Consider the following 26,209-nt stretch of genomic DNA (forward strand, 5'->3'; position numbering starts at 1 on the left):
AGCTCAAGATCGTTTCCGCATCATGTCGCTCCAGCTCCCGCAAGACCGCCTCGACTCGATTGTCGCCCGCCATGCCGCGGCCAGCGACGCCATCAACCATGCGACCGAGGCGAGCCGCGTCGTCGAATTGGCGAAGGAGCTGGCCGAGCTCGACCCGGTAGTTGCGGCGATCGCAGCCTGGCGGAAAGCACAATCCGGGCTGGAGGAAGCGCTCGCTCTGATCGACGATCCCGCCACCGATGCCGAGATGCGCGACCTCGCCTATGAGGAGCGTGACGCCGCCAGGGCAGAGATCGAAGAGCGCGCCCGCGAGATCCTGATCGCGCTCCTGCCCAAGGATGCAGCCGACGAGCGCGGCGTCATCCTCGAACTCCGCGCCGGCACCGGCGGCGACGAGGCCTCGCTCTTCGCCGGCGATCTCCTGCGAATGTATCAGCGCTACGCCGCCGGCAAGGGCTGGAGCGTCGACATCCTGACCGAGAGCGAGGGCACGGTCGGCGGCTTCAAGGAGGTCATCGCCGAGATCGCCGGCAAGGGCGTCTATGCCAGGCTCAAATACGAATCCGGGGTGCACCGTGTGCAGCGCGTGCCCGACACCGAGGCGAGCGGGCGCATCCACACCTCGGCGGCGACCGTCGCCATGCTGCCGCTCGCTGGCGAGGTCGACGTCACGCTCGACGAGAAGGACCTGCGCATCGATACGATGCGGGCCCAGGGCGCCGGCGGCCAGCACGTCAACAAGACCGAGTCGGCGGTCCGCCTGACCCATATCCCGACCGGCATCGTCGTGCTGGTCCAGGACGAGCGCTCGCAGCACAAGAACAAGGCGCGCGCCTACGAGCTGATGCGGGCCAAGCTCTACGACATGGAACGCAGCCGCGCCGACGCCGAGCGCTCGGCCGATCGGCGCTCACAGGTCGGCTCCGGCGACCGCTCCGAGCGCATCCGCACCTATAATTTCCCGCAGGGGCGCATCACCGACCACCGCATCAACCTGACGCTCTACAAGCTCGACGAGATGATGCAGGGGCTCGTCCTCGACGAGATCATCGACGCGTTGACGGCCCAGCGCCAGGCCGAGCTGCTGGCCGAGCAGGGCAGTGTGTGAAACCTTCGTCTCTCTCGCGCGTTCTGGACGCACCGACCGTTCCCATGGGGAGGATAGAGAGATGAAAGCCCTGTTCAGCGCCATTGCCCTCGCCGCCGCCGTCGCCTTCGTGCCGGCATCTGTCGGCGCGCAGGAGCGGACCGCCAAGAAGATCCTCAGCGGCCAGCCGGCGACGCTCCACAACGCCAAGACCGAGTCACAGGCGCGGCGCGATTGTCAGCGTCAGTATCGCGGCGCTAAGGAGAGCAAGTCCGGACTGCGGATCAAGATGACGGAATGCATCCGAGAGGGGATGCAGGGCAACTGACCGGCCGCGTGCCGGCCCAAGGATACGCTTGAGCGGCACTGCCAGACCGACCGATCAGAACGCGCCCGTTGCCGTACCGGCAGCGGGCGAAGCTGTGTCCGCTGCCAGGAAAACGGTCGCGCTGGCCTTGAAGCGCGCCGGCATAGCCGATTTCACCTTCGAGGCCCGTATCCTGATCGAGGACCTCGCCGGGGACGGTGCCGCCCTCGATGGCGCCGCCGCCGCGCGGTTGAGCGATGCCCTCGCACGCCGCCTCGCCGGCGAGCCGCTCTGGCGCATCCTCGGCGCCCGCGAGTTCTGGGGCCTGAGCTTTGCGCTCTCGCCAGGCACGCTGGAGCCGCGACCGGACAGCGAGACCCTGATCGAGGCGGCAATCAGCCATCTCGCTGCGCGCCGGCACGAGGCACTGCGCGTTCTCGATCTCGGCACTGGTACCGGTTGCCTGCTGATCGCGACGCTGCGCGAGTTTCCGCGAGCGACCGGGCTTGGGATCGACCTGTCGCCCGATGCGGTCGCGACAGCGACCAGCAACGCCGCACGCAATGGTGTCGCCCAGCGTGTCACCTTCGCCCATGGCAACTGGACAACTGGGGTCGACGAGCGTTTCGATCTCATCCTGTCGAACCCGCCCTATATCGGCAGCGACGAGATCGCCGATCTCGACCGGAACGTGCGCGAGCACGATCCGCTTCTCGCCCTCGATGGCGGCCCGGACGGGCTTACCGCCTATCGCGCGCTCGCCGCCGCCCTGCCCGGCCATCTGAAGCCCGGAGGCCTCGCTATCCTGGAGATCGGAGCCGGACAGGAGGAAGCGGTCGTCGCGCTGATGACGCAGGTCGGCCTGCGTCATCAGGAGTCCCGGCGCGATCTTGGCGGCCATATTCGCGCCCTCGTCTTCGGACATAGTCCCTGAACGGTGCACAGCAAGCTGCGCGAATTCGCTTGGAAGAAGCCGCAAAACCAGCTATGCACGCATGGTCTTGAAGACAGTGTCGACAGCACATGAGCCTTGGCCAAGGTACGCAAAGCGGACTAGGCACTCGGATCACTGCGAGAATCGACGTTACTGACATAGCGAGACCGAGGCTTCGAGTGCGCGAGATCGCCGTTCGGAGGCGGAGCCGACAAGGCTTCTTTGGAAAGAGCGCGTGAAGACCCATATCGGCGCAGAGCCCTTTCAGGTCGAGTTCCTTACGCACGGCGTCGCAACCCGCCGCGCGTCGCGGCGCGCATGACGGCCTCACGGTTGCTTAGAATGAACAGAACGCGAGACAGACGCGAATGAGACCAGGTCAGAACCGGCGCATGCGCGGCCGTAACAACAATAATAACAACAATAACAACGGCAACCGGAAATCTCCGAACCCATTGCAGCGGAGCTACGAGTCGAACGGTCCGGACGTCAAGGTCCGGGGTACGGCACAGCATGTCGCTGAGAAATATCTGCAGCTTGCCCGCGACGCCCAATCTTCCGGCGACCCGGTTGCAGCCGAGAACTATTTCCAGCACGCCGAGCATTACTATCGCATCCTGCTCGCAGCGCAGGAGCAGATGACGCAGCAGTTCGGCCACACATTCCAGCCCAACCGCGCCTTTGTCGAAGATGCCGACGAGCAGGAAGAAGAGGGCGACGAGGAAGGCGGCTTCCAGGGCGGCTTGCCTCAGGGCGAGCGCCAGCACAACGGCATCAACGGCCATGGCGGCCAAAGCGAGGACGGTGAAGGCGGCCAGAACAATGGCCAGCGCTTCGACCGGCCGCAGCGCCAGGACCGACCGGATCGCAACTTCGACCGCAACGGCAACGGCCCGCGCCGTTTCGATCGTAACGACCGCCAGGATCGTGGCGACCGTCAGGACCGGGGCGAGCGCCGCTTCGAACGGCATGATGGCCAGAATGGTTCCTACCTGCCGCGCCCCGAGGCCCAGCCCGGAGCCGAGCAGCCGGATATCGCGCCGGTCCAGCAGCAGAGCGAGCGTCGCTTCGAGCGGCCGGAACGCCAGGAGCGCCAAGACAGGCCGCCGCGCGGCGAGCGTCCTTCGCGCCGTGACCGCGACGAGGCGCGTGCCAGCAACAGCAATGAAGAGCAGGACGCCCCGGCGGGATTGCCAGCCTTCCTGACCACCCCGACCCGCGTGCCGATCGCGATCGCCGAGGAAACCGAGGCTCCGGTCGCTGCCGCGGCTCCAGTGGACGCCGCCGAGGAAGCACCGACCGAAACTGCCGAGAAGCCCAAGCGTCCCCGCGCCCGCCGGCGTTCGCCGCGCGAAGTGATGGACGCGCTCGGCAACGATGCCGGTGAGACCCCGGCGGAGTAATCTCGCCGAATAACGAGACTGACCGAGAGGGCCCGCAAGGGCCCTCTTGCTGTTTCAGGCGACGCCAAGCGCCGCCGGCTCACTCGCTTCGACCAGGGTCAGCCGTTCGCCCTCGCTGAGCGTTCCGCCAGTGATGATCCGGCAATAGATGCCGCAATCGACATGGCCGTAGCCCTTCATCAGCGCTTTCGGGATCTGCAGGTCGCGCGCGCCTGTCACCGGGTCGACATTGGTCGCGGCGCAGCGCTCGATCCGCTTGATCACCTGGAGCCGCAGGCCTGACGGCGCGACGAGTTCGCGATCCGCCAGATCAAGCTCAGCCCAGGCCGGCAGATCCTCGACCATGACGTTGCCGCGGAAGCGCAGCGGATCGACCGGCACGCCAAGGCGGCCCTCGAGATCTGCGACGCTGGCGAGGTTGATGATCGAGACGAAGCCCGAGCGCGAATCGGTGAAACGGTAGCCCTTCGGCGCCGTGAGCAGGCGCGGCTCCCCACGCAACTCGTCCGGCATGAAGGCCTTGAAGAAGGCAGTGAGGCTCGTCCGGCCTGCTTCCGTTTCGGTGGCGATCCGGGTCTCCGCGCCGTCATGGCCGATGACGATATCGCCGCTGCCATCATCGTAGCGCGTGCGCAGGCGCGCCAGCGATTCGTTGCGCATCAGCATCAGGTACTTGATCTTCGGCTGGTGCACCGGCTCGGCCGGGTCGAAGCCGGAGGAGCCGTTCTCGATGGCGAAGAGCCGGTCGCCGGGGAAGTAGCCACCGGTCGGCAATTCGGCCCGGCTCAGCCGCTCCGGCGACAGGCCCTTGACCGGATAGCGATACAGCGAAGCGACGCGCATAGGCTCTGCCCTTCCGATTGCGAGGCGGCGGAACCTGCCATGCCGGATTCCGAGATGCTACCGCCGCCATCATCACATTCGGTGAAAGATTGCATCGATCCGATCAATGCGACTGCTCCGCGCCCTCTTCGGCCTCCTCGTCCAGGATCGAACGTTGGCAGCCCCAGCCGGAGAGCACGTCGTCGATCGCATCGGCGACGAAGAAGCGGGCGGCGTCGCGCTCATAGCCTTCGGCGAGGAGGCGGTCATAGTCGGTATGGCTGTGCCGGACATGGGAGCCGAGCGCGAGCCAGAGCGCGGTCGAAGGCGGCAACGCCTTCATCTGGGCCCGACCGGCGAGCGCCAATACCGTCTCGGCATCGAGCAACGGGATGCCGGGCGCGAGTGCCCGCAGGGCCTTGCGAATCGCCTGTTGCCGCTTGGTGCCGACCATGGAAGCAGGCTGGGCGCAGCCTTTGACAAAGGTCAACGCCAAAGCAGCGCCCTCCCCCTTCCGTTGCGCGAAAGCAACACTATCTCTTGGGGCGAAGGGCTGCCCGTCAGGGGGCCCTATCCTGATGAAAGCAGCCGGCTCCGCCGCTTCGGGGCGCGACCGGCGGGCGGAGGCAATTGAATGAACATCGAGAAATATACCGACCGGGCGAAGGGTTTCCTGCAGGCCGCGCAGACGATCGCGATGCGTGAGGGCCATCAGCAGTTCACGCCCGAGCATCTGCTGAAAGCATTGCTCGACGACAGCGAAGGCATGGCTTCCGGCCTGATCGATCGGGCTGGCGGACAGTCGCGGCAGGCCAGGCAGCTGGTCGACTCAGGCCTCGCCAAGCTCCCCAAGGTGAGCGGCGCGGGTGCGTCGAGCCTGCATCTGACGCCTGCGCTGGCGCGCGTCTTCGATACCGCCGAGAAGGCTGCCGACAGGGCCGGCGACTCCTTCGTCACGGTCGAGCGGCTGCTGCTCGCGCTGGCGATCGAGAAGGACAGCGAGGCCGGCAAGATCCTGGCCAAGGCCGGCGTCACGCCGCAGGGCCTCAATGCCGCGATCGAGGCGATCCGCAAGGGCCGCACCGCCGACTCGGCCTCTGCCGAGCAGGGCTATGACGCGCTGAAGAAGTACGCACGCGACCTCACCGCCGCAGCGCGCGACGGCAAGCTCGACCCGGTGATCGGCCGCGACGAGGAAATCCGCCGCACCATCCAGGTGCTGAGCCGGCGCACCAAGAACAATCCCGTGCTGATCGGCGAGCCCGGCGTCGGCAAGACCGCCATCGCCGAGGGCCTCGCGCTACGTATCGTCAATGGCGACGTGCCCGAGAGCCTGAAGGACAAGGAATTGCTCGCCCTCGACATGGGCTCACTGATCGCCGGCGCGAAATATCGCGGCGAGTTCGAGGAGCGGCTGAAGGCCGTGCTCTCCGAGGTCTCGGCCGCAGCGGGTGGCGTCATCCTGTTCATCGACGAGATGCACACCCTGGTCGGCGCCGGCAAGACCGATGGCGCCATGGACGCGTCCAACCTGCTGAAGCCTGCACTCTCGCGCGGCGAGCTGCATTGCGTCGGCGCGACCACGCTCGACGAGTACCGGAAATATGTCGAGAAGGATGCGGCGTTGGCGCGGCGCTTCCAGCCCGTCTTCGTCGACGAGCCGACGGTCGAGGACACGATCTCGATCCTGCGCGGCCTGAAGGAGAAGTACGAGCAGCACCACCGCGTGCGCATCACCGACTCGGCGCTGGTCTCGGCCGCGACACTGTCGAACCGCTACATCACCGACCGCTTCCTGCCGGACAAGGCGATCGACCTCGTCGACGAGGCCTCGGCGCGCCTGCGCATGCAGGTCGATTCCAAGCCGGAGGAGCTCGACTCGATCGATCGCGAGATCGTCCGGCTGAAGATCGAGCAGGAAGCGCTGAAGAAGGAAAGCGATGCCGGCTCGAAGGAGCGGCTGAAGCGGCTGGAGTCCGAGCTTTCCGAGCTCGAGGCGCGCTCGGCGGCGATCACCGCGACCTGGAAGGCCGAGAAGGACAAGCTCGGCCAGGCGGCGGAGATCAAGACCAAGCTCGACAACGCCCGCAACGAGCTCGCTCAGGCGCAGCGCAAGGGCGAGTACCAGCGTGCCGGCGAGCTCGCCTATGGCGAGATCCCGCAACTCGAGAAGGCGCTCGCCGAGATCGAGGCCAAGGGCGACACCTCCGGCATGGTCGAGGAAGCCGTGACGCCGGACCATGTCGCGCAGGTCGTCAGCCGCTGGACCGGCGTGCCGGTCGACAAGATGCTGGAGGGCGAGAAGGAGAAGCTCCTGCATATGGAGCAGAGCCTCGCCAACCGTGTCGTCGGCCAGGCGGAAGCGGTCGAGGCCGTCTCCAAGGCGGTCAGGCGCGCCCGCGCCGGCCTGCAGGACCCGAACCGGCCGATAGGCTCGTTCATGTTCCTCGGCCCCACCGGTGTCGGCAAGACCGAGCTGACCAAGGCGCTGGCGTCATTCCTGTTCGACGACGAGACGGCGATGGTCCGGCTCGACATGTCCGAATACATGGAGAAGCACTCGGTCAGCCGGCTGATCGGCGCGCCTCCCGGCTATGTCGGTTATGAGGAAGGCGGTGCGCTGACCGAGGCGGTCCGGCGCCGGCCCTATCAGGTCGTGCTGTTCGATGAGGTCGAGAAGGCGCATCCGGACGTGTTCAACGTCCTGCTGCAGGTTCTCGATGACGGGCGGCTGACCGACGGCCAGGGCCGTACGGTCGACTTCCGCAACGTCTTGATCATCATGACCTCGAACCTCGGTTCGGAGTATCTGGTGAACCAGCCCGAGGGCCAGGACAGCGACGCCGTGCGCGACGAGGTGATGGGCGTAGTGCGCCACGCCTTCCGGCCAGAGTTCCTGAACCGGATCGACGACATCATCCTGTTCCATCGCCTGCGGCGGTCGGATATGGGCGCGATCGTCGACATCCAGATGGCGCGTCTGGGCAAGCTGCTCGTCGATCGCAAGATCGCGCTCGACCTGTCCGAGGACGGACGCGACTGGCTGGCGGAGAAGGGCTACGACCCCGCCTATGGCGCACGCCCGCTGAAGCGCGTGATCCAGAAGTCAGTGCAGGACCCGCTGGCAGAGCTTTTGCTCTCGGGCGCGATCCGCGACGGCGAGACCGTGCCGGTCACGGTCGGGCCAGCCGGGCTGATGCTCGGCGAGTTCACCGCCGCGAGCGAGAGCCGGCCGGCCGGTGTGGCGCTGAACTGAGCTTTCTCTCGGTCATAAAAAACCAAGGGCGCCGCACGAGCGGCGCCCTTTTTCTTTCTAGGGCGTCATTCTCGGTCGCAGCGAAGCGTAGAGCCGAGAATCTCAGGACCAGAAGGCGTTAAACGGAATCTTCCTCTCGCTGAGATGCTCGGGTCAAGCCCGAGCATGACGCGCCTTGGCCTCACTCCATCCGAGCCGCCGTGCGCATCACCGCCAGCGCGAGCGTCTGCGCCGCCGGGACGATGCTATCGACCTCGAGGAACTCGTCCGGCGTATGGGCCATCCCGCCGACCGGACCGACACTGCACAAAGTCGGGCAGCCCTGCGCCGCAGTGAAGCCGGAATCAGCGCAGCCGCCGGTGTATTCGGCCGTCACCGCGATCCCCAGGCCCGCAGCCGCTTCACGATAGGTGTCGTAGAGCAGGAGCGAATCCGGCGTCTGCTCCAGCGGGTGGAACTCGCCCTTGATGATCAGCTTGGCCGAGGTGCCCTCAACCACCGGCGTCTCGACGATCTCGCGGATCGCCTCGACCAGTTCCTCGCGCTGCGCCGCCGTCTTGTAGCGCAGGTCGATCTCGCACCAGGCCGAGGGAGCAATCGTGTTGACGGTCTGGCCGCCGCCGATCAGGCCGACATTGACGGTCACGCCGGCCTGAAGATCGGTCAGCCCCTGCAGCTGTGGGATCTTGTGGCCGAGGTCGACGATAGCCGAGACGCCCTTCTCGTAGTTCGCGCCGGAATGCGCTGCCTTGCCGAGGAATTCGGCGCGCATGAAGACACCGCCCTTGCGGCCCGATGTGATCGACTGCCTGTGGTCGCGGCCATAGTCGGTGCCGGTGGGCAGCCGGCTCGGCTCGGCATTGAAGACGCAACGCGACTCGCGGGCGGCAGCCTCGATCACCGGGCGCGAGGATGGCGAGGCGATCTCCTCGTCACTGGTGGTCAGCATCATCAGCGGCGCCTTGAGGCCGCCATTGGCGGCGAAGGCGGCGGCGACGAAGGCCTCGATGACGAGGCCGGCCTTCATGTCGGCGACCCCTGGCCCATAGGCACGTCCATCGCGGATGGTGAAGGGCCGGCGCGTCGGCTCGCCCTCGGGGAAGACGGTGTCGCGATGACCGAGCAGCAGGACGGGCCGCTGGTCGTTGGCGGTCGGATTGGGCAGGCGCGCCTTGACCGCGTCGCCATAGCGAGCGTCAGGCACGATCTCGACGGAGAGCCCGTTCGCCTCGTGGAACCGCGCCAGGACCTGGCCGGCCCGGTCGACACCGGCCTTGTCGTAAGAGCCCGAGTCGGTGTCGACCATCTCGCGCAGCAGATCGATCATCGCCTGCTTGCGCTCGCCGAGCCAGGCGAGGATGCGGGCTTCTTCCTGTGTCGTGTCGGTCATGGTCGCTTCCGGGATCAAGTGGCATCGACGAGCTTAGCCAAGCTGTCCCGGCGACGATAGAAGAGGCGCGCAAACCCGGCAGACCTCCGGCGCGGCACAGACCGCATGCATGGATCTCCGCATCCGGGCAGGCTTGGTTAAGCGAAAATTCAGCGAGAGGAGACAGGCTGCACGCGGGGGATTGGCCTATCGACTGCCGCTGGCCGTCTCCGGACCGCGTGCTCACAGGCCATCATCCGCATGCAGACAGATTCCGCCGCCACCTATCTGACGCAGCTGCGTTTGCGCGTCGGCGGCGCTCTGACCTTGCTGCTCTGGCTTTTGGTGCCGGCAACGGCGCTGGCCTCCTTTGTAGCAGGCAGGATCGAACCGCTTCCACCCCTGCTGATCACACTCGGGCTGGCGGCCTTCGCAACCCTGGCATGGCGGCGCGACCCGACCGGCACGGCAACGCAGATCATCCTGTCGCTCGCCGCGACCGGCAGCGCGCTCGCCCTCACCCATGTGCTGGAGGGAGCGGAGTGGCACGAGGCAGGCCATGCGGTGCTGCTGATCATGCTGACGCTGTCGGCCGGCTGGTGCGCCTGGCAGCCACTCGTGGCCGTCACGGTCATGGCGCTAGGGCACGTGGCCGTCATCGAGACGACATCGCCGCAAGCCGGCATCTCCCTTCAAGACGACAGCCTCTTCTTTGCCTGCGTGGTCATCCAGCTCTGCCTGCTGCTCTGGATCACACGGCAACAGGTCAGGACGCTCGCAACTGCTGGAGACATGGCCGCAGATGCACGCCGGGACGCCACCGCACAGGCCGAAGAACTGCACCAGGCGCAACTGCACGACATGGAGCGCGAGGCGGCTCGCCGCACGGCAACCCAGAACATCGTCGCCAGCTTCAACACGCAGTTCCTCGCTACGCTCGAGACCGTGCTGCAGAACATCCGCGATCTGAAGGCGCGCGCCGCCGCCCTGAACGAGATCGCCAACATCGCCAATGGCGAGGTCACCGCCGTGGCCTCGACCTCGGAGGAATCCTCGCGCAACGTCTCGGACGTCGCCGCGGCAACCGAGCAGCTCTCGACCGCGATCACGTCGATCGACCGCCAGCTCGCCACCACCCAGACACTGGTTGCCGACATGAACGACAGCGCCCACACCACCTCGGGCACCGTCGATATCCTCGACCAGGCGGTCCAGCGCATCGACGGCATCGTCGCCCTGATCCGCGGCATCGCCGCGCAGACCAACCTGCTGGCACTCAATGCGACGATCGAAGCCGCCCGCGCCGGGGATGCCGGCAAGGGCTTTGCCGTCGTCGCCGGTGAGGTGAAGAGCCTGTCGCACCAGACCGCGCTTGCGACGCAGGACATTGCCGGGCAGATCGCCGAGATCAAGCAGGCCACGGCCGGCGTGGTCGAGACAATCGCCAGGCTGACCGCCGGCATGGCCGACATGGGCGAGCGCACGCTCTCGATCGCCGCGGCGCTGGAAGAACAAGGGCAGATGACGCATGTCATCAGCCGCAGCATCGCCGAGGTCGCGACCGGCACGGAATATCTGGCGCAGACCACCAACAATATCCGTGGTTCGGCCAATCAGACCCATGAGGTCGCCGGTGCCGTGTTGAACTCGGCCACCGCGCTCGAAGGCAAGGCCGAGGAACTCGAGACGACGGTGCACCAGTTCCTGCAGCGCGTCTCGGCCGCCTGATCGGCGCCTAGAGCGTACCGATTTCACGAGGAACTACCGCCGTCATCCTGGGCGAGCGGAGCTCGGCCCGGGATCCATCGTAGGGCGCCGGAGCCCTCCGATGGATCCCGGAGCTGTGCGGCTTCGCCGCTTGTCCAGGATGACGACGTGGTCCCGAGTAGAACCCGCCCCTTCAGGCAGCCACTTCGCTTACGTGGGCTCCGAGATAGGCGATGGCAGCCGCGACGCCGCCATTGCCATGCGGAATGCCCTTCGCCTGCAGCGCCATCTCGACCGCGCTCAGGCTGCCCAGCACCATCGGCGCATTGACATGGCCCATATGGGCGATGCGAAAGGCCTTGCCGGCGAGATCGCCGATGGCAATGCCGAGGGTCACGCCGCAGATTTGCTGCGCATAATCGGTGATGGCGGCCGGATCGCCGTCGACGAGGATCGTGGTGACCGAAGGGGCGCGCTGCGCCGGCTCGACGACATTGAAGCTCAGCACCTGGCCTTCTGCCCATTTCGACATGGCGGCCTGCGTCGCAGCCGCCAGCAAGGCGTGGCGCCGCCAGACAGCGTCGAGGCCCTCGGTGAGGATCATGTCGAGCGCGGCGCGCAGGCCGAACATCAGATGCTCGGGCGGCGTGCCGCAATGCTTCATGTAAAGCAACGGGTTCAGGCGCGCGGTCCAATCCCAATAGGGCGTGCGCATCGTGGCGCGCTCATGCGCATGCAGCGCCTTGCCGTTGGCGGCGACGAAGGCGAGGCCCGGCGGCGTCATCAGGCCCTTCTGCGAAGCCGACATCGCCACGTCGACGCCCCAGGCATCCATCTCGAACGGCATGCAGCTGATCGAGGCGACACCGTCGACCATGTAGAGCGCCGGGTGGCCGGCGGCATCGATGGCACGGCGGATCGCCGGGATATCGTTGACCACGCCCGAGGCGGTGTCGATCTGGACCGTCAGGATCGCCTTGATCGTGTGGTCCTTATCCTGCCGCAGGCGCTCCTCGACCGCAGCGGGGTCGACCGCCGCGCGCCAGGAACCGGCGAGCACCTCGACATCGGCCCCCATGAACCTTGCCGTCTCGCCCCAGCCAATGGCGAAGCGGCCGCTGGCGAGCACCAGGATCTTGTCGCCGCGCGCGAGGACATTGGTGAGCGCCGCCTCCCAGCCACCATGGCCGTTGGCGGCGTAGAGGAAGGTTTCGCCCGTCGTGCGGAAGATCGCCTTGAGATCGCCCAGCAGGGTCTCAGTCAGATCGACGATCGTCTTCGAGGAGAGTTCCTCGGCGGGCCGCATCATAGCCTGCAGCACACGATCGGGAACATTGGTCGGGCCCGGCATCGCCAGCAGAGCCCGGCCATTGGCGACACTCATGGAAAACTCCCGCTTTATGCGCTGCGCCGATCGCGATGAGCCGGCAGCCCGACGCCGCGATGCATAAACCTTGCTAACAGTGCAGAAATCCTTGCCCGCGACCGCTCAGCGGCGCGCTTCGGCCGCCATGCGGACGGCAAAGCCGGCAAGCATCGTCGCCATTAGCCAGCGCTGCACCAGCGCCCAGAACGGACGCGTGCGCAGGAAGATGGCGATGCCACCCGCGGCGAAGGTGATCAGCGTGTTGACGCTGACCGAAACGATGATCTGGATGAAGCCGAGGATGATCGACTGCGCCAGCACGCTGCCGGCGGCCGGATCGATGAACTGCGGCAGCAGCGCCAGATAGAACATCGCGATCTTCGGATTGAGCAGGCTGGTCAGGAAGCCCATCGCAAAAAGCTTGCGCGGGCCGTCATGCTTGAGCTCGCGAACATGGAAGGGCGAGCTGCCGCCGGGCCGGACCGCCTGCCAGGCGAGCCAGAGCAGGTAGGCCGCACCGGCGAGCCGCAGCGCGTCATAGGCGAAGGGCACGGCAAAGAGCAGCGCAGTGATGCCGAAGGCGGCGCAGACGACATAGAAGACGAAGCCGAGCGCGATGCCGCCGAGCGAGATCAGTCCGGAGGCCGGCCCCTGCGAGATCGAACGCGAGATCAGGTAGATCATGTTCGGCCCGGGTGTCAGCACCATGCCGAACGCGAGCAGGATGAAGGCGATCAGATTGGTCGTGTCGATCATGGCGCGCTCCGGCGTCGAGGTGCAGGACCATGGCATTGCCGGCGAAACGACCGCAAGGCGCGGAGCATGACGCTGCTGCATCGCCGCCATCCCGCACCAGACGTCCTTGGCAGCAGGTGGCGGGAACGAGTCAGCATCTGCCGGGTTCATGGCGCAGCATCTCGGGGGATCCGCGCCATGACCTTGTTCAGCCGCCTGCTCTATTCCGGCATCGCCGGCTCCTTGCTGCTGGCGTCCTTACTGCTGATGGCGGTCGCGATCTCGCGCACCTTCACCGGCTTCCGAACCGGCGAAGGCGCACTCGACACCATGCTCGACGGGATCGGGCTGGTGATCATCGCGGTCGCCGTCGCCGATGTCGGCAAGTTCCTGTTCGAGGAAGAGGTCATCGCCGACCGCGAACTGCGGCGTCCGGCGGAAGCTCGCGGCTCACTGACCAAGTTCATGACGATCATCATCGTCGCGCTCAGCCTGGAATCGCTGGTGCTGATCACCAAGTCGGCGCGCGACAAGCCGGCCGACATCCTGTTCCCGGCGCTGCTGATGCTGGTGGCGGTGGCCGCACTCGTGGGGCTCGGCCTGTTCCAGAAGCTCAGCCAGCATGCGACGGCGGCGATCCCCGACGATGTCGGGGATGACGAGGGCGAAAGCGAGCCGGACGAACCCGCGAGGGGAAGACTCCAGCGGCCAAAACGGCGAACAGCCTAGCCCTAGGCCGGCTTCAGCCGCGCACATCGACCAGCATCAGGTCGGTATCATCTGGCTTCGCCCCCGCCGCCGTCAGCATGGCATGAACCTGGCCGCGATGATGGGTCTGGTGATTGAAGAAGTGCATGACGAGCACCGGCGCCTGCATCGTCATCTCGCTGCTCGTCAAACCGGAGAACCAGGTCACATTTCCTGAGAGCCATTCTGGCGAGATGCCTTCCGCCCAGTGCAGGATCGTCTCGTCGAAGGTACGGCGCGCGACCACAAGCTCCTGCCAGTCCTCGATCATCGTCGAAGACTCGCGATTAGGCACGCTCGGCTTCGGCGTCCCGGCAAAGCGCGACAGCCAGGTCTGATCGGCCCAGAGCAGATGGCAGAAGGTGCCGTGGATCGAGCGGAAGAAGGCGCCGCGGTCCTGCCGGCGCGCCTCGTCGCTGAGCGTGTCGGCCGCCTCGTAAAGGCTGCGGTTCTGCCAGCGATTATAGCGCGCCATGGTCGGGACATAGGCCGTGTCGATCATGACGCGCACTCCCCTTCAGATGATGTTCGCCTCTCGCAACGGCTTCCCGGCAACGATGCGCTCATGGCCGAGATCGGCGAGATCGAGCGTAAGGTAACGGCCGTTGACGATATGCTCGGCGAGACCACGGCCGACCGCCGGGGATTGCTGCAGGCCGTGGCCGGAGAAGCCGTTGGCGAGGTAGAGATTGGGCACGCCGACGGCAGGGCCGAGGATGGCGTTGCCGTCGAGGCCGTTCATATCATAGGGGCCAGCCCAGGCGCGGCCGGGCTTGATCGCCTCGAAGGCGGGCACGCGATGGGCAAGCGGCGCCCAGACGTATTCCTCGAAGAACGACCAGTCGACATCCTCGACATCGGCGTCGCTCTCGACCCATTCGCGGTCGAGCTCTTCCGGCGGCGAGGAGCCGCAGATGAACATCTGCCCCTCGCTGCCGCGCTTCCCTTCCGGGCGGACATAGGCGCCGGAGGTGTCGATCAGCAGGGGGCAATTGTCGACCTCGCCCTTACAGGTGAAGCTGTAGACATAGCGCTTCATCGACTTCACGGGGATGGCGACGCCGGCGGTCGCGGCGAGCTTGGCGCCATGGGTACCCGAGGCGTTGACCGCCGCAGCGCAGGCGATGCGGCTGCCATCGGCCAGCTCGACGCCGGTGACGCGGCCGCCCTCGACGACATAGCCGGTGACCTCACCCTGGCGGTATTCGACGCCGAGCGAACGCGCCTTCTTGCGGAAGGCCTGCAGCAGAGCCCAGCCGTCGAACCAGCCCTCGCCACTGACTCCATAGGTGCCGCAAATGAGATCTGAAGTATTCAGCCAGCTAAATTTGTTGCGCAGCATTTCTGCAGCATAAAGCGCGACATCGGCGCCTTCCTGTTGTTGAAGCGCTTGATTTTGCTGGAGAACGCTGCGTCCTTCATCGCCGGCGACATAGAGATAGCCACCCTCGTGCAGATCGATCGAGGGCGCCTCGCCATCGACTGCAAGATGCTGGCCGATATTGCGCAAAAACTCGATGCCGAAGAGCGAGACACGGATGTTCACCGCGCTGGAGAATTGCTGGCGGATCGAGGCGGCCGAGAGTGCCGAGGCCGAAAGCCGATAGGTCGGATCCTTCTCGACGACGATGACCTTGCCCTTGAAGCCGGGGTCACTGGCGAGATGGTAGGCGACGGAGGAGCCGATCGCGGCGCCCCCCACGATGACGATGTCGGCCGAGCCTGTAGCGGAAGACATGAGTGACCTGCGCGAGCGGTGGTTCGTGATCTCAGCGCATGAATGACGCCTCAACCGGCGCTTGTCGAGAGGCTAGCTCGTCTCTCCGCATTCGCCGAGCAGCCAGTCGCGGAAGGCGATCACCGCCGGCAAGCTCGCCTTGGCCTCGGGGTAGACGAGATAATAGCCTTCGGGACCGCGCACCGGCCTATCAACCGGAGTGACCAGCGCGCCCGAGCGCAATTCCTCCTCGATCAGGAAGCGCGGCACGATGGCAACGCCGAGCCCCGCCACCGCCGCCTGCGCCACCATGGCGAACTGCTCGAAGCGCGGGCCCATCAGCGCCCGCTCCGGCGGCAGGCCCTGCTGCTCCAGCCAGTTGGCCCAGGCGCGCGGGCGTGTCGATTGCTGCAGCAAGGGCTGGCGCAGCAGGTCGGCCGCCTCCCTGATCCCGGCCCTTGCCACCAGCGCCGGCGCCGCAACAGGCACGACCTCCTCGCCCATCAGGCGATGCAGCCGCGCGCCAGGCCAGACCGGGTGGCCGAAATGGATGGCGGCATCGGCCTCATCATGAGCGAAGTCGAAGGGTACCAATCTGGTCGAGAAATTGATGGTGACGCCGGGATGCGCCTCGGTGAAGCGCGGCAAGCGCGGGATCAGCCAGCGCGTGCCGAAAGTCGGCAGGATGGCGAGATGCAAGAGGCCAGCGCCGCCGCGGAAGGCCATCGCCGAGAGCGTCGCAGCCGCCAGACGCGAGAGCCCGTCGCGCACCTCGGCGGCATAGGCGCCGCCGGCCGGCGTCAGGCTGACGCGCTTCTTCACGCGCTCGAACAGCTTCAGGCCGAGATTCTGCTCGAGCAACGCAATCTGGCGGCTGACCGCCCCTTGCGTCAGGTTGAGCTCCTCGGCGGCGCGGGTGAAGCTGCCATGGCGCGCCGCCGCCTCGAAGGCGGCGAGTGCCGAGAGCGAGGGCACCGAGAGGCGGCCGGGAACGATCTCCGAGTTCATGATCTCATCTCATCAAGTCGTGAGAACATATCGATTGCGGAGAGCGGCTGGAAGAGGGCATTGTGCAGCCGAACTGGCAGGCTTCCGGCAAGCCGCCGTCCCTGGATGGACCGGCATCCGGGTTCATTTGCGTTGCTGATGCTACGCGATGGCCCGATGGCGGCAGGAGCATAGGCGAACGATGACGACCTCCCTTCCGAACGACGCCCTCGCCTTGCTGAAGCGCCTCGGCGTGCCCGAGAGCGCCTATGCCGGCGCCGGCCTCAGCGCCCGCTCGCCGATCACCGGCGAGACCGTCGCCACGCTGCGCGAGACCACACCGGCAGAAGCCGAGGCCGCGATCGGCCGGGCCCAGTCGGCCTATCTCGCCTGGCGCAAGGTGCCCGCGCCGCGGCGCGGCGAGTTCGTCCGCCTGCTCGGTGAGGAACTGCGCACGCACAAGGCCGATCTCGGCCTCCTAGTGACACTCGAAGCCGGCAAGGTCACCTCCGAGGGCCTCGGCGAAGTCCAGGAGATGATCGACATCTGCGACTTCGCCGTCGGCCTGTCGCGCCAGCTCTACGGTCTCACCATCGCGACCGAGCGCCCGAACCATCGCATGATGGAGACCTGGCACCCAGTCGGCGTCTGCGGCGTGATCTCGGCCTTCAACTTCCCGGTCGCGGTCTGGTCGTGGAACGCGGCGCTCGCCTTCGTCTGCGGCGACAGCGTCGTCTGGAAGCCCTCCGAGAAAACCCCGCTGACCGCGCTCGCGGTGCAGGCGATCACCCTGAAGGCAATGAAGCGCTTCGGTCCCGAGGCCCCCGTCGGCCTGTCGGAAATCCTGATCGGCGGGCGCGAGCTCGGCGACATCCTGGTCCAGGACCACCGCGTCCCGGTCGTCTCCGCCACCGGCTCGACCCGGATGGGCAAGGAGGTCGGCCAGAAGCTCGCCGCCCGTTTCGCCCGCGCCATCCTCGAGCTCGGCGGCAACAACGCTGCGATCGTGGCGCCGTCGGCCGATCTCGACATCGCCCTGCGCGGCATCGCCTTCGCAGCGATGGGTACGGCCGGCCAGCGCTGCACCACGCTGCGCCGCCTGATCGTGCACGAGAGCGTCTACGACCAGCTCGTGCCGAAGCTCGCCAAGGTCTACGGCTCGGTGAAGATCGGCGATCCGCGCGAGGCCGGCGTTCTGGTCGGCCCGCTGGTGGATGAAGCCGCCTATCAGGGCATGCAGAAGGCGCTGTCCGAGGCCAAGGCCGAGGGCGGCAAGGTCCATGGCGGCGAGAAGGTCGATGTCGGCTCCGGCGGCTTCTATGTCCGCCCCGCCCTGGTCGAGATGCCCAGCCAGTGCGGCCCGGTCGAGCGCGAGACCTTCGCGCCGATCCTCTATGTGATGAAGTACAAGTCGATCGACGAGGCGATCGCGCTGCAGAACGCCGTGGGCGCTGGCCTGTCCTCCTCGATCTTCACGCTGAACATGCGTGAGGCCGAACTGTTCGTCTCCGACGAGGGCTCCGATTGCGGCATCGCCAACGTCAATATCGGCCCGTCCGGCGCCGAGATCGGCGGCGCCTTCGGTGGCGAGAAGGAAACCGGTGGCGGCCGCGAGGCCGGCTCGGACGCCTGGAAGGCCTATATGCGCCGCGCCACCAACACGCTGAACTACGGCACCACGCTGCCGCTGGCGCAGGGCGTCAGCTTCGACGTCGACGCCTGACAAGAAGACAAGGGAGAGCACCATGGCCGAGGCCGCGCGCAAGACCGCCCATAGCCACAAGCTGGCCGAGTTCAACTGGCAGGACCCCTTCCTGCTCGACGACCAGCTCAACGAGGACGAGCGGCTGATCCGCGACACCGCGCGTGACTATGCGCAGGAGAAGCTGCTGCCGCGCGTGGCCGACGCCTATCTCGAGGAGAAGACCGAGCGCGGCATCTTCAACGAGATGGGCGAGCTCGGCCTGCTCGGCGTGACGGTTCCGGAAGAATATGGCTGCGCCGGCGCCAATTACGTCTCCTACGGGCTCGTCGCCCGCGAGGTCGAGCGCATCGACTCCGGCTATCGCTCGATGATGTCGGTGCAGTCCTCGCTGGTGATGTACCCGATCTACGCCTATGGCGACGAGAACCAGCGCAAGAAGTACCTGCCCAAGCTCGCCTCCGGCGAATGGGTCGGCTGCTTCGGCCTGACCGAGCCGGATGCCGGCTCAGACCCGGGTGGCATGAAGACCCGGGCCGAGAAGGTCGCCGACGGCTACAAGCTGACCGGCTCCAAGATGTGGATCTCGAACTCGCCGATCGCCGACGTCTTCGTCGTCTGGGCGAAATCGGCCGCGCATGACAACCAGATCCGCGGCTTCATCCTCGAAAAGGGCATGAAGGGCCTCTCCGCCCCGAAGATCGGCGGCAAGCTCTCGCTGCGCGCCTCGATCACCGGCGAAGTCGTCATGGACGGCGTGATCGTGCCGGAAGAGAATCTGCTGCCGAACGTCTCGGGCCTGAAGGGCCCGTTCGGCTGCCTCAACCGCGCCCGCTACGGCATCTCCTGGGGCGCCATGGGCGCCGCCGAGGACTGCTTCCACCGCGCCCGCCAATACGGGCTCGACCGCAAGCAGTTCAACAAGCCGCTCGCCCAGACGCAGCTCTTCCAGAAGAAGCTCGCCGACATGGTCACCGAGATCACGCTCGGCCTGCAGGGCTCGCTGCGCGTTGGCCGCCTGCTCGACGCTGGTCAGATGGCGCCGGAGATGATCTCCCTCGTCAAGCGCAACAATTGCGGCAAGGCGCTCGACATCGCCCGCGCGGCCCGCGACATGCACGGCGGCAACGGCATCTCGATCGAGTACCATGTCATGCGCCATGCGGCGAACCTCGAGACGGTCAACACCTATGAGGGCACGCACGACGTCCACGCGCTGATCCTCGGCCGGGCGGTGACCGGGCTGCAGGCGTTCTTCTGATCCCTCGGAAGGTAGAGCAGATTGATCGATGAAGGACGCCAAGCCCGGACACGTTTCGAGCTTGGCGGCCTGCCTACTCATCGCCCTTCCTGCCTCAGTCACGGCAGCGGAACTGCCTAATCGGAAAAGCGTCCCGTTCTTGACAGACCCGTTCGCGCCTTCGGCTGAACAGCCTCTACGGATTACGCGACCGAGCCGGGCGGACTGGTTCTATATCGCGACTTTCTCGAGCGGTTTCGGGCCTGTTACCCATCACGGCCTTGCGACGATCAGGGATGTCGAACAGTTCGATAACTCCGAGCCCCGCCCTATTCCTAGATTTCCACCACTGAGCCTGACGATCCCATGACCCCTCCCCTCGCCGGCCTGCGCGTCCTTGAACTGGCGCGCATCCTCGCAGGCCCCTGGATCGGCCAGCTCCTTGCCGATCTCGGCGCCGACGTCGTCAAGGTCGAGGCGCCCGAGGGCGACGACACCCGCAAATGGGGCCCGCCCTTCGTCGAGGGCACGGGCGAGGAGCATCTCTCGGCTGCCTATTTCCACTCGGCCAATCGCGGCAAACGCTCGATCACGGCCGATTTCCGCACGGCGGAAGGTCAGGCGCTGGTGCATCGCCTCGCAGCCCATGCCGACGTGGTGATCGAGAATTTCAAGGTCGGCGGGCTCGTCAAATACGGGCTCGACGCGGTCTCGATGCGCAAGGCCTATCCGCGGCTGATCTACTGCTCGGTCACCGGCTTCGGCCAGGACGGCCCCTATGCGCCGCGCGCCGGCTACGACTTCCTCGTGCAGGGCATGGGCGGGCCGATGTCGGTCACCGGCGAGCCGGAGGGCGCGCCGATGAAGGCCGGCTATGCCGTCGCCGACATCTATACCGGCCTATACGCCACCACCGGCATCCTCGCTGCCTTGCGCCGGCGTGACACGACCGGCGAAGGCGCTGTCCTCGACATGGCGCTGCTCGATGCGCAGGTGGCTGTGCTCGGCAACCAGGCGATGAACTATCTCACTTCCGGCAAGGCGCCGCAGCGGCTCGGCAACGCCCATCCCAACATCGTGCCCTATGACGTCTTCCCGGTGGCGGACGGACACATCATCATCGCCACCGGCAATGACGGGCAGTGGCGCAAGCTCTGCGAGGTGGTCGGCGATGCCGGCTTCGCCAGCGAACCCGACTATGTCGACAACCGCTCGCGCGTCGCCAACCGCGTCGCCCTGACGGCACGGCTCAACGCGCTGACCAGCCGCTTCGCCAAGCTCGACCTGCTGGCGAAGCTGGAGGCGGTCGGCGTGCCGGCCGGCCCGATCAATACGATCGAAGAGGTCTTCGCCGACCCGCAGGTCAAGGCCCGCGGCGTGCGCGTCGATCTCAAGAACCCGGCAGCCAAGGCCGGTTCGACACCGACCGTCGCCTCGCCGATCGTGCTCGACGGCATCAGGCAGGTCGCCAGCCGGCCGAGCCCGCGCCTGGGCGAGCATGCCGAAGAGATCCTGAATGACCCGGCCTGGGGAGGGCCGCATCATGGCTGAGCGCACTGGCGGGCAGATCCTCGTCGACCAACTCCTGATCCACGGCGCCACCGACGCCTTCTGCGTCCCGGGCGAGAGCTACCTCGCCGTGCTCGACGCGCTTCATGATGCCGAGATGAAGGTCACCATCTGCCGGGCCGAGGGCGGCGCGGCGATGATGGCGGAGGCCGCCGGCAAGCTGACAGGCAAGCCCGGCATCTGCTTCGTGACGCGCGGCCCCGGCGCGACCAACGCCTCGCCGGGCATCCATATCGCCGACCAGGATTCGACGCCGATGATCCTGTTCGTCGGCCAGATCGAGCGCGGCATGCGCGAGCGCGAGGCCTTCCAGGAACTCGACTACCGCGCCGTCTTCGGCACGATGACGAAATGGGCGACCGAGATCGACGATGCCGCCCGAATTCCCGAGATCATCAGCCGCGCCTTCCATGTCGCCACCGCCGGCCGCCCTGGCCCGGTGGTGATCGCGCTGCCAGAGGACGTGCTGACCGACCTCGCCGATGTGCCGGACGCAGCCCCCTACCAGGTCACCGAGACGCATCCTTCCCTCCTGCAGACGATCGACCTGCAGAAGCGGCTCTGGGCGGCGAAGGCGCCGATCGCCATTCTCGGCGGCTCGCGCTGGGACCCGCAAGCGATCGCGCGCTTCCAGCGCTTCGCCGAGCGCTTCGACCTGCCGGTCGCGGTCTCGTTCCGCCGGCAGATGGTCTTCCCGGCCGATCATCCGAACTTCGCCGGGGATCTCGGCATCGGCCCCAATCCCAAGCTGCTGAAGCGCATCCAGGACAGCGACCTCGTGCTGCTGGTCGGCGGGCGTCTTTCGGAGATGCCGAGCCAGTCCTACACGCTGTTCGGCATTCCCAATCCCGGCAGGCCGCTGGTGCATGTCCATCCCGATCCGGAAGAGCTCGGCCGCGTCTACCGGGCGGAGCTGGCGATCAACGCCTCGCCGACCGCCTTCTGCGCGGCGCTCGAGACCGTGCATCCGCCGCAGGTGATCCCGTGGGCCGGTGCGGCAGCCGAGGCACATGACGCCTATCTCGCCTGGAGCGAGCAACCAGCGCCGGTGCCGGGCAAATTCCATCCCGGCGAGATGGTGACCTGGCTGCGCCGGAACATTCCGGCCGATGCGATCCTATGCAACGGCGCCGGCAACTACGCCACCTGGGTGCACCGCTTCCACCGCTTCACCAAGTTCGCGACGCAGCTCGCGCCGACCTCCGGCTCGATGGGCTATGGCGTGCCAGCGGCGATCGGCGCCAAGCGGATTTTCCCTGAGCGGACGGTGATCGCCTTTGCCGGCGATGGCTGCTTCCTGATGAACGGCCAGGATTTCGCGACTGCGGTGCAGTACGATCTGCCGGTGATCGTCATCGTCGTCGACAACGGCATGTACGGCACGATCCGCATGCACCAGGAGAAGCATTATCCCGGCCGGGTCTCGGCAACGACGCTGAAGAACCCCGACTTCGCCGCCTATGCCAGGGCCTTCGGCGGCCATGGCGAACGGGTCGAGACGACCGAGGAGTTCGCGCCGGCCTTCGAGCGGGCGTTGAGCAGCGGCAAGCCCGCGATCATCCACTGCCTGCTCGACCCCGAGGCGATCACCCCGGCGAAGTCGCTCTCGACCATCCGCGCCGAGGCGCTGGAGGCTCAGGGCAAGGGCTGATCGCGGCCGAACCAGATCCGGCGCATCAGCCCGTCCTTCAGCGCGAACTGATGGAACAGGGCCGCGCCGGCATGGATCGCTGCGAGCGTGGCCAGTGTGGTGAAGAGCGCCTCATGCAGGCGCAGCATCGCCTCGTAGATGGCCTTGTCCGGACCGATCGGATGCGGCACGGCGACCCAGCCATAGAACAGCGTCGGGATCTGGATCGGCGCGGCCGAGACCATCAGCAGGCCGGTCAGCGGCAGCGCCAGCAGGCAAAGATAGAGCCCGGCCCGGACGCTTGCCGCGGCAAACGCCTGCCAGGCCGGCAGGTTGAGCGACTGCGGCTCCGGCAGGGCCAGCCGCAAGACGAGGCGCAGGAGGACGAGCGCAGCGACAGTGAGCCCAATCGATTTGTGCCACTGGTAGAGCGGGAAGCGGCTGATCAGGTCACGCGTCTCGTCGCGCATTACTTGAGCGAGCCCGAACTGCACGAGGATCAGCACCAGCGTCAGCCAGTGCAGGGCGATGATCAGGGGATGCCAGCGTCTCGGGCGCATCGCCAAAACCCCACCTCCTGCCTGTCACGACAGGCGCTGTTCAGCGCAGGATCTCGCCGCGAATCGAAAGGTCGACCTGATCGTCGACGACGTTGACGTCGCGCCCGATGGCGAAGGCATTGCGCGAGAAGGCCGTGGTCGCGCGGAATGGCAGTCGCTCGCCCGGTCGCAGGCCCGCCGGATCGCGTTCGGCGACCGCGTTCACATTCACCTTTTGCGTCGTGCCGCGGATCGTCAACCGGCCCCGGATCACCAGGCTGCGACCATCGACCCGGCTGATCTGCTCGGAGACGAAGGTCGCCGTCGGGTAACGGCCGACATCGAGCATGCTCTCGCCCTTGATGAAGCCGTCGACCAAGGCAGTGCCGGTGTGGAGCGAGACCGTTTCAATCGTCACCTTGATGCGGCTGCGCTCGGGACGGTCGAAATCGAGAGAAATGGCGCCATCGACATGGTCGAAGATGCCCGAGGCTGTCGGCACGCCGAAGCGTTTGGCGACGAAAGAGACCTCGCTCGCTCCTTGTCGAAGCGAGCCCGGCGCTTGTCCGGAAGCCACCGTCGCAAGCGCAGCAGACAGGAATAATGCGAGGAGCGAACGGATCGCCATGACAGCCCGCCCGGTCTGCTTGGACGAGAACGGATGTGTAGACCCGCACCGCAGCGCCCGCCAGAGCACGCGCGCAATCGTGTACGCCGCGGCCGGCGTGCGGCCCGGCGCAATGGTGATGCAACGGAGAGATCGAACTTTCCTGCCCGTACCTCGTTTGAGAGGAACGGCGCCTGCTCTGGTCGATTGCGGCGCTGACGCGAACAAGCGCGACGCAACCGAGCGATGCACGAACAGGAGGTTCGGCCATGACACGACGGATGATCCTGGCGATCGGCATTGCCGGCAGCTTCGGCCTTGCCATAGCCTCGCCAGCGCAGGCTGCGGGCTTCCTCGACGATCTGACACGCGCGATCTTCGGCAACCCGACCCCACCGGCGGCGATCGGCATTCCGGATGGACCGGCCATCAAGCCGAAGCCCAGCAAGCCGCGCCCGGTAAGCACGAAGCCAGCGGAGCCCGCGGTCAAGCTCGATCCGGCCAGCGACAGCTATTGGTATCTGCGTGATCCCACGCTGCGGAAGGGCGATATCGTCGTCACCCGCAGCGGCGTCGTCGTCTTCGATGGGCAACGCGCGTCGGACCATGCGAGCAGCGATTTCACCGCGCTCGAAGACACCAAGCGACTGCCGAAGGCGCAGCAGCAAACGCTGGAAGCGGCCGCAGCGCGCGGGCGGGCCTATTTCACGCCCGCCACGACTGCTCCCGTCGTGCCTGCTGTGCTGGCGACGAAGGCGGATAACAACACGACCGCGCAAGCTCAGTAAGTCGCGCGACCGCCTGACAGATCGAAGGCGGCGCCGGTCGAGAAACTGCATTTCTCACTGGCGAGCCAGGCGACCAGCTCGGCCAGTTCGTCGACCGTGCCGAGCCGCTTCAGCGGGCTTTTGCCGATCATGGTCGCGACCGTCTCCGCGCTCATCTGCTGCAATAACTCAGTCTCGATCGCGGCCGGCGCCACCGCATTGACCAAAACGCCGGTGCCCGCGAGCTCCTTGCCATGGGCCTTGGTCAGCGCGATCACGCCGGCCTTGGCAGCGCTGTAGGCCGAAAGCGTCGGCGTGCCCTCCTTGCCGGCGAGCGAGGCGACATTGACGATGCGGCCATATCCGCGTGGCACCATCGCGCCCGCGACCGCACGCGAGCAAAGGAAGGTACCGGTCAGGTTGACCGCCTGAATCGTCTGCCACTGCGCCAATGGCGTCTCGGCGACCGTCGTCGAAGGACCGGTCAAGCCGGCATTGTTGATCAGGACGGCTATCGGCCCATGCTCGCGCTCGGTTCTATCGAGCGCGGCGGCGACCTGCGCCTCGTCGGTGACATCGCAGGCGACGAAGGCGTGGCCGCCCTCGCCTTCCCTGAGATCCCAGACGACCGGGGCGAAGCCATCCTGCGCCAGCCGCTCGCAGACGGCGCGGCCGATGCCCCTGGCGCCGCCGGTGACGACGGCGACCTTCGCCGAAGCCTCCGTGTTCACGCCGCCTTGGCCTCGTCGAGCTTGGCGGCGACGAGCTTGCGCAGGCTGCGCAGATCCTTGACGAAACCGCGAATGCCCTCGGCGAGCTTCTCGGTCGCCATCGCGTCCTCGTTCATGGTGAAGCGGAAGGCCTTCTCGTCGAGCGAGATCTTCTTTGCCCCTCCGGGGGACGCCACTTGCGGCGAGGCGGCCGGCGACAATTTGCGCGGCAGATCGCCAGTGGCGCCAGCCAGCTCGTCGAGCAACCCCGGGCCGATCGTCAAGCGGTCGCAGCCGGCCAGTTCCTCGATCTCGCCTGTGTTGCGGAAGGAGGCCCCCATGACGACGGTCTTGATCCCGAACGCCTTGTAGTAGGCGTAGATGCTCTTCACCGAGACGACGCCCGGATCGGTCTCGGCGGTGTAGGGACCGCCGCCCGCCTTCACATGCCAGTCGAGGATGCGGCCGACGAAGGGCGAGATCAAAAAAGCCTTGGCATCGGCCGCGGCGACAGCCTGCGGCAAGGCAAAGAGCAGGGTCAGGTTGCAGTCGATGCCCTCGGCCTGCAGCACGCGAGCGGCCTGGATTCCCTCCCAGGTCGAGGCGATCTTGATCAGGATGCGCTCGCGCCCTACGCCGCGCTCCTTGTAGGCGGCGATGATGGCGCGTGCCTTGGCGATCGTCGCTTCGGTGTCGAAGGAGAGATCGGCGTCGACCTCGGTCGAGACCCGGCCAGGGACGATCTTGGTCAGTTCGGTGCCGAAGGTGACGGCGAGCCGATCGCAAACCGCCTCGATCGCGCCTGCGCCGCTGCCCTGGCGCTTGCCCCAGGCGATCGCCTCCTCGACGAGACCGGCATAGGCCGGCGTCTCCACCGCCTTGAGCAGCAGCGTCGGATTGGTGGTGCAGTCGACGGGCTTGAGGCGGCGCACGGCCTCGATATCGCCGGTGTCGGCGACGACGGTGGTCATGGCGCGGAGCTGGTCGAGCTTTGAGGCGGTCATCACG

General features: G+C 66.7%; 24 protein-coding genes. 12 read left to right on the top strand and 12 right to left on the bottom strand.

Translation table 11 applies throughout. The features are described 5' to 3' along the window. Window positions 1–22 precede the first annotated feature (22 nt). The 4 genes from prfA (at window position 23) to ACWIGM_RS14550 (ending at window position 3,731) form a co-directional block, all read left to right on the top strand. The gene (gene prfA / locus ACWIGM_RS14535; RefSeq protein ID WP_454026627.1) at window positions 23–1,108 is read left to right on the top strand and encodes a peptide chain release factor 1; all 1,086 of its coding nucleotides are present in this window, start codon (window positions 23–25) and stop codon (window positions 1,106–1,108) included. Window positions 1,109–1,169: 61 nt separating this feature from the next. After that, entirely contained in the window at window positions 1,170–1,415 is a 246-nt protein-coding gene (locus tag ACWIGM_RS14540) for a hypothetical protein (RefSeq protein WP_454026628.1), read from the top strand. Between the two features lie 94 nt (window positions 1,416–1,509). Then, window positions 1,510–2,328 carry a peptide chain release factor N(5)-glutamine methyltransferase gene (gene prmC, locus ACWIGM_RS14545; RefSeq protein WP_454026629.1) on the top strand — a complete coding sequence of 273 codons (819 nt, stop codon included), beginning with the start codon at window positions 1,510–1,512 and terminating at the stop codon, window positions 2,326–2,328. Between the two features lie 392 nt (window positions 2,329–2,720). Further along, window positions 2,721–3,731, top strand: a complete 1,011-nt coding sequence (locus tag ACWIGM_RS14550) for a DUF4167 domain-containing protein (protein WP_454026630.1) — start codon at window positions 2,721–2,723, stop codon at window positions 3,729–3,731. 54 nt (window positions 3,732–3,785) lie between these two features. Here the strand turns inward: ACWIGM_RS14550 and ACWIGM_RS14555 are convergent, their stop codons facing one another. After that, the gene (locus tag ACWIGM_RS14555; RefSeq protein ID WP_454026631.1) at window positions 3,786–4,574 is read right to left on the bottom strand and encodes an MOSC domain-containing protein; all 789 of its coding nucleotides are present in this window, start codon (window positions 4,572–4,574) and stop codon (window positions 3,786–3,788) included. Between the two features lie 103 nt (window positions 4,575–4,677). Then, entirely contained in the window at window positions 4,678–5,043 is a 366-nt protein-coding gene (locus ACWIGM_RS14560; protein WP_454026632.1) for a DUF2293 domain-containing protein, read from the bottom strand. Between the two features lie 144 nt (window positions 5,044–5,187). On the opposite strand from ACWIGM_RS14560, the gene clpB reads away from it, so the two are divergent. Then, window positions 5,188–7,809: an ATP-dependent chaperone ClpB gene (gene clpB / locus ACWIGM_RS14565; RefSeq protein ID WP_454026633.1), complete on the top strand. Its 2,622-nt coding sequence runs from the start codon at window positions 5,188–5,190 to the stop codon at window positions 7,807–7,809. Between the two features lie 181 nt (window positions 7,810–7,990). Here clpB and ACWIGM_RS14570 read toward each other — a convergent pair whose 3' ends face one another. Then, on the bottom strand, window positions 7,991–9,199 hold the full coding sequence (locus ACWIGM_RS14570) for a M20 family metallopeptidase (RefSeq protein WP_454026634.1): 1,209 nt from the start codon (window positions 9,197–9,199) through the stop codon (window positions 7,991–7,993). Window positions 9,200–9,439: 240 nt separating this feature from the next. Between ACWIGM_RS14570 and ACWIGM_RS14575 the strand changes: the two genes are divergently transcribed. Further along, window positions 9,440–10,906, top strand: coding sequence for a methyl-accepting chemotaxis protein (locus ACWIGM_RS14575; protein ID WP_454026635.1), 1,467 nt, complete (start codon window positions 9,440–9,442; stop codon window positions 10,904–10,906). Window positions 10,907–11,078: 172 nt separating this feature from the next. Here the strand turns inward: ACWIGM_RS14575 and ACWIGM_RS14580 are convergent, their stop codons facing one another. Both ACWIGM_RS14580 and ACWIGM_RS14585 read right to left on the bottom strand, forming a co-directional pair. Beyond that, on the bottom strand, window positions 11,079–12,269 hold the full coding sequence (locus tag ACWIGM_RS14580) for a pyridoxal-phosphate-dependent aminotransferase family protein (protein ID WP_454026636.1): 1,191 nt from the start codon (window positions 12,267–12,269) through the stop codon (window positions 11,079–11,081). 105 nt (window positions 12,270–12,374) lie between these two features. Next, window positions 12,375–13,007: a LysE family translocator gene (locus ACWIGM_RS14585; RefSeq protein WP_454027004.1), complete on the bottom strand. Its 633-nt coding sequence runs from the start codon at window positions 13,005–13,007 to the stop codon at window positions 12,375–12,377. Between the two features lie 177 nt (window positions 13,008–13,184). On the opposite strand from ACWIGM_RS14585, the gene ACWIGM_RS14590 reads away from it, so the two are divergent. Further along, complete coding sequence (locus ACWIGM_RS14590; protein WP_454026637.1) at window positions 13,185–13,715, top strand: GNAT family acetyltransferase; 531 nt, start codon at window positions 13,185–13,187, stop codon at window positions 13,713–13,715. Between the two features lie 13 nt (window positions 13,716–13,728). Here ACWIGM_RS14590 and ACWIGM_RS14595 read toward each other — a convergent pair whose 3' ends face one another. From ACWIGM_RS14595 to ACWIGM_RS14605, 3 genes are all read right to left on the bottom strand, one after another. Further along, a complete protein-coding gene (locus ACWIGM_RS14595; protein ID WP_454026638.1) occupies window positions 13,729–14,235 on the bottom strand; it encodes a DinB family protein in 507 nt (168 codons plus the stop codon). Window positions 14,236–14,250: 15 nt separating this feature from the next. Then, window positions 14,251–15,471 carry an NAD(P)/FAD-dependent oxidoreductase gene (locus tag ACWIGM_RS14600; protein ID WP_454026639.1) on the bottom strand — a complete coding sequence of 407 codons (1,221 nt, stop codon included), beginning with the start codon at window positions 15,469–15,471 and terminating at the stop codon, window positions 14,251–14,253. 72 nt (window positions 15,472–15,543) lie between these two features. Further along, window positions 15,544–16,458, bottom strand: coding sequence for a LysR family transcriptional regulator (locus ACWIGM_RS14605; RefSeq protein ID WP_454026640.1), 915 nt, complete (start codon window positions 16,456–16,458; stop codon window positions 15,544–15,546). Window positions 16,459–16,639: 181 nt separating this feature from the next. Between ACWIGM_RS14605 and amaB the strand changes: the two genes are divergently transcribed. The 4 genes from amaB to ACWIGM_RS14625 all read left to right on the top strand — a co-directional run bounded on the left by amaB (window position 16,640) and on the right by ACWIGM_RS14625 (window position 22,599). Next, on the top strand, window positions 16,640–18,160 hold the full coding sequence (gene amaB, locus ACWIGM_RS14610; RefSeq protein ID WP_454026641.1) for an L-piperidine-6-carboxylate dehydrogenase: 1,521 nt from the start codon (window positions 16,640–16,642) through the stop codon (window positions 18,158–18,160). A gap of 22 nt (window positions 18,161–18,182) precedes the next feature. After that, on the top strand, window positions 18,183–19,400 hold the full coding sequence (locus ACWIGM_RS14615) for an acyl-CoA dehydrogenase (protein WP_454026642.1): 1,218 nt from the start codon (window positions 18,183–18,185) through the stop codon (window positions 19,398–19,400). Between the two features lie 345 nt (window positions 19,401–19,745). After that, on the top strand, window positions 19,746–20,930 hold the full coding sequence (locus ACWIGM_RS14620; protein WP_454026643.1) for a CaiB/BaiF CoA transferase family protein: 1,185 nt from the start codon (window positions 19,746–19,748) through the stop codon (window positions 20,928–20,930). Further along, window positions 20,923–22,599, top strand: a complete 1,677-nt coding sequence (locus ACWIGM_RS14625) for a thiamine pyrophosphate-binding protein (protein WP_454026644.1) — start codon at window positions 20,923–20,925, stop codon at window positions 22,597–22,599. The genes ACWIGM_RS14620 and ACWIGM_RS14625 overlap by 8 nt, the downstream gene beginning before the upstream one ends. On the opposite strand, the gene ACWIGM_RS14630 is transcribed toward ACWIGM_RS14625, so the two are convergent. Next, window positions 22,584–23,138: a cytochrome b gene (locus tag ACWIGM_RS14630; RefSeq protein WP_454026645.1), complete on the bottom strand. Its 555-nt coding sequence runs from the start codon at window positions 23,136–23,138 to the stop codon at window positions 22,584–22,586. The two genes, ACWIGM_RS14625 and ACWIGM_RS14630, sit on opposite strands and share 16 nt — an antisense overlap. A 40-nt stretch (window positions 23,139–23,178) precedes the next feature. Beyond that, the gene (locus ACWIGM_RS14635) at window positions 23,179–23,745 is read right to left on the bottom strand and encodes a YceI family protein (RefSeq protein WP_454026646.1); all 567 of its coding nucleotides are present in this window, start codon (window positions 23,743–23,745) and stop codon (window positions 23,179–23,181) included. Window positions 23,746–24,005: 260 nt separating this feature from the next. On the opposite strand from ACWIGM_RS14635, the gene ACWIGM_RS14640 reads away from it, so the two are divergent. After that, on the top strand, window positions 24,006–24,512 hold the full coding sequence (locus ACWIGM_RS14640; RefSeq protein WP_454026647.1) for a hypothetical protein: 507 nt from the start codon (window positions 24,006–24,008) through the stop codon (window positions 24,510–24,512). On the opposite strand, the gene ACWIGM_RS14645 is transcribed toward ACWIGM_RS14640, so the two are convergent. Then, window positions 24,506–25,222, bottom strand: a complete 717-nt coding sequence (locus tag ACWIGM_RS14645; protein WP_454026648.1) for an SDR family NAD(P)-dependent oxidoreductase — start codon at window positions 25,220–25,222, stop codon at window positions 24,506–24,508. The genes ACWIGM_RS14640 and ACWIGM_RS14645 overlap by 7 nt on opposite strands. Next, on the bottom strand, window positions 25,219–26,205 hold the full coding sequence (tal, locus tag ACWIGM_RS14650; protein ID WP_454026649.1) for a transaldolase: 987 nt from the start codon (window positions 26,203–26,205) through the stop codon (window positions 25,219–25,221). Before tal ends, ACWIGM_RS14645 begins: the two co-directional genes overlap by 4 nt. Window positions 26,206–26,209 lie beyond the last annotated feature (4 nt).

This window comes from Allobosea sp. NPDC055332 (genome assembly GCF_053645455.1).